This window comes from Streptomyces sp. NPDC111802, assembly GCF_055634335.1.
The window spans coordinates 1-3,580 of sequence record NZ_JBVKCZ010000160.1; the positions used below are offsets into that span (position 1 = coordinate 1).

Here is a 3,580-nt window from a genome sequence, read left to right on the forward strand (position 1 = left end):
GCACAAGGCCGGTTATGCCACCTGCCATTGGCGCCGTTTCCCCAACGAGCTTAAGATCGCGGCTGTTCTTGGAGGCGAACTTCACCTGCTCCCGCTGCGTCTCAGTGGTCATCTCCAAGCGGTCACTCTGAAGCAAAGTGACCGCGTCGTATTTGGAGCCAGGCGCCCGCAACGTCACCTTCGGGGCGGTCTTCACGTTCATGATCTGACCGGTGCGCTGGTCGACGATAAGTTCGATGCCGGCGTTGGCGTACCACTCCTCGGCGAGCACCTGCACTTGTTTGGGCAGCCCGACCAGCGCGCCCGGCACCTGCCGGGTCTTCCGCTGTGTGGGACTCACAACGCCGGTAAAGCGGTACCCCTCGTAGTCCTGGATCTTCTTCGTGCCGTTGAACCGAAGCAGGACAGTGCCGCCGAGGCTGCTGTCCCACCAGCGATAGTCGCGTTTTTGCACGTCGAAGGGGAACTTCAAGTAAGCGTCACCCTCAAACTGCGGCTTCTCGCCGCAACAGTGCACCGGCCGGTTCGTCAAGCGATCGATCACCAAACGCTCCTTGGTCCACTCCAACGACTTGCGTGGGTTCTTCAGTGGCAAGGACTTGGGGGTGTCGACGGTCGCAGACAGGTCCAGGACGGCGTAGCCGCTGCGCTCACTGTCGGCAACGTCACCCAGCACTCGTCGAGTGACAGTGATCTTCTGATCCTTCTTGACGGATACGGAGTCCTGGTCGAAGTAGCTGCCCATACCGCTGATGACGGTCGTGGAGTTGAGATTGATGGGAGTTTTCTTGACCCGCGGTTCGACATACCAGGCGAGCAGCGGCGCGAGAACCAGCAGGAATGTGCCGACTCCCAGCAGGGCTAACGATATTGGGGAGGGCAATTTGGGCATATAGGGCACTCCATTCGCTAGATAGAGAGTTAAGTCTCCATGTGCGGGAAACCACACAGCCGTTCCTTGACGAGCAATCAATGCCGCTCTAACACTTGGCAGCTAAAACGTTTCTTCTGCACTGGGCTGCTCAACTGCCCCCTCAGTATCCGCATTGGAAAGAGAGGCTTGCTTCCCATGTCAGGCCCTATGTACAGGCTCATCGCCGTCACTGTCACCTGCGTGACAGCCGGTGCGCTCGCGGTCTGCGCGGCAGTCGTGATCGTTGCCGCCCGGAACGCCACTCCGGAGCAGCCCAATGTTCCCTTAGTTACCTTCCCGGACCCGTGACCGCAGTCACACTGCCAGCCTGGAAGGACGTACCGCGCCTAAGAGTGCAGCGGTTCGCCGAACTTGCCCTGGACGAGGTTCCCCGGCTGGCTGAGGCAATCCTGGACGAAATCCGCAGCGAATACCCCGATCTCCCACAGGTCCTCGACCACTCGGGGGAGCCGATGGCGCTGATCGGGATACGACGCGCCCTTAAGCACTTCATCGAGCACCTGACTTCGAGCGACGCCGGCTCCGGCGCCCAACCCGAGATCTTCCAGGGCTGCGGAGGCGATGGAGGCACGCAGGGACTCACTGTGGACGCCCTGGCCATTTCTCGGCCTGGCGTGCGGCTGGCCTGGCGTCGCCTCGCCGAGATCGGGCAGAGCGTTGAGATACCGCCACCGGCGATGTACGAGCTGGTTGAGTCCGGCTTCGAGTACCTGGACGGCCTGGTGGCACAGTCCGTACGCGGAAACGCAGAGGCCTTCGCCCGGCGGGTTGGTGAGCGACTGCGACTTCAGCACCAGCTCATGGAGCTGCTGTTCGCCCAGCACCAGCGCACCGATGCCATTGCCGATAGCGCCGCTCGCATCGGTTGGCGACTGCCATCCCAGGTTGCTGTCGGCGTGCTTCTACGCCCGGCTCGCGAAGCGGTCACCCCGGTCGTCGGGCATGACGTGCTCCTGGACATGGAATGGGAGCAGCCGCGCATGGTGGTGCCCGAGCCGGACGCCGCGGGCCGGGGCGAACTGCTGCGCCGTGCCATGCCTGGCTGGGCGGGAGCAATTGGGCCGGCTGTGCCACTTGCCGAAGCAGCCAAGTCGCTGCATTGGGCGACTACGGCGGTACAACTCGTCGACCGCGGACTGCTGCCCTCTGGGCAATTGCTGCACTGTGCCGAGCACACCGAGGCGCTGGTCCTCCTTCCCCCCGAGGAACTGCTGGAGGACCTGGCCCGACGACGCCTGGCCCCCCTTGCCACCTGCGGGCCGACACGCAGCCGTCGACTCGCGGAGACACTGCTGGCCTGGCTGGAGACACGTGGCGGAGCGCCTGAGATCGCCGACCGGCTCGGAGTTCACCCGCAGACCGTCCGCTACCGGCTCCGACAGATCCGGGAGTTATGGGGAGACGATATGGAAGACCCCGAGCGCCGCTTTGAGTTGAAGTTGGTACTGCGGGCTCAGCAGCTGCGCGGGAAACTCGGCGTGATCGGGTCCTCTGGGTCGTCTGCTTGATGGGGTCTGCGCATCACCTACCGGATGTGCTCACACCGGCAAGGAAGGCAGCGGCACGCCCGCTCTGAGGCTGCGAACGGTCGCGGTGGACTGTGTGGCAGGTCCGATGGGCGCTGTGATTCTCAAGGAAAATGGTGCGTAAGCTGACCAAGTATCGGCTTTCACCGTTAAGCAGGCAGGCCATCTTGCGGAGAGGAGCAAGGGATGAGGGACATCCACCGGCGTACCCGCCGGGTCCGGCCCACCGTCGTCACGACGGCCATCCTCATAGGGCTCCTCGTTGCCACTGGGTGCGACGAAGCGGGCGGTGTGGCCGAGCCTGCCGTCCGAGGACCCAGCCCCAAGCCCATCGCTCAGTGGGACGCGAGTCCTGACTCGATCGCGTCGCTGGGCGACTCCATTACTCGTGGCTTCAACGCCTGCAAGGCCTTGACGGACTGCCCCGAGGCATCGTGGGCAACCGGCACGGACCCGAAGGTCCGGAGTCTGGCGCAGCGGCTACTCAAGAATCCTGAGCAGAGCAGCTGGAACTTCGCGAAGACCGGAGCCACGGTGGCCGACCTGCCCGGGCAGGTCGCGGATGCCGTAGCTGAGCGGCCGGAGCTGGTGACCGTGCTCATCGGCGCGAACGACGCATGTCGCGACAGCGTCGACTTGATGACCCCGGTGTCCAAGTTCCGCTCCCACTTCAAGGCGGCGCTGAAACAACTGAGGGGCACACTGCCCACAACCCAGGTGTACGTGCCGAGCATCCCGGATCTCAAACGGCTGTGGTCCCAAGGGCGGCGCACCGCGTCCGCCAAGCGCGTGTGGAAGTTGGGTATCTGCGAATCGATGCTGAGCAGGCCGGATGATGTCAGCAAGGCAGCGAAGTATCGACGACAGCGCGTGTACGACCGGGTGGCGGCATACAACACTGCACTGCGCAGAGTCTGCAGTGAGGACCTGCTGTGCCGGTATGACGGCGGCGAGGTCTTCGACTACCCCTTCACGGTCAAGCAGTTGAGCCGGTTGGACTTCTTCCATCCCAACAAAAACGGGCAGGAGCGGCTAGCGGAGGTCGCATACCGCCATATCACGGCGAAGAAGCCAGGAGGTTACCGCTCACCGCGCCTGCCGGCTTCGTAGTGATTTGACA

The 3,580-nt window shown here is 63.6% G+C and carries 3 protein-coding genes; 2 read left to right on the plus strand and 1 reads right to left on the minus strand.

The genetic code is table 11. From position 1 onward, the window contains the following. A partial coding sequence (pgfA, locus tag ACZ7NC_RS44860) for a cell envelope lipid trafficking protein PgfA (protein WP_471498036.1) occupies positions 1–892 on the minus strand: 892 nt, incomplete at its 3' end. 326 nt (positions 893–1,218) lie between these two features. Between pgfA and ACZ7NC_RS44865 the strand changes: the two genes are divergently transcribed. Beyond that, complete coding sequence (locus tag ACZ7NC_RS44865) at positions 1,219–2,442, plus strand: PucR-like N-terminal domain-containing protein (protein ID WP_471498038.1); 1,224 nt, start codon at positions 1,219–1,221, stop codon at positions 2,440–2,442. Positions 2,443–2,646: 204 nt separating this feature from the next. After that, entirely contained in the window at positions 2,647–3,570 is a 924-nt protein-coding gene (locus ACZ7NC_RS44870) for a GDSL-type esterase/lipase family protein (protein WP_471498042.1), read from the plus strand. The last annotated feature ends 10 nt before the right edge of the window (positions 3,571–3,580 follow it).

Coding starts and splice junctions, on each gene's coding strand:
- ACZ7NC_RS44870 (WP_471498042.1), top strand. CDS start 2,647: ATGAGGGACATCCACCGGCGTACCCGCCGGGTCCGGCCCACCGTCGTC.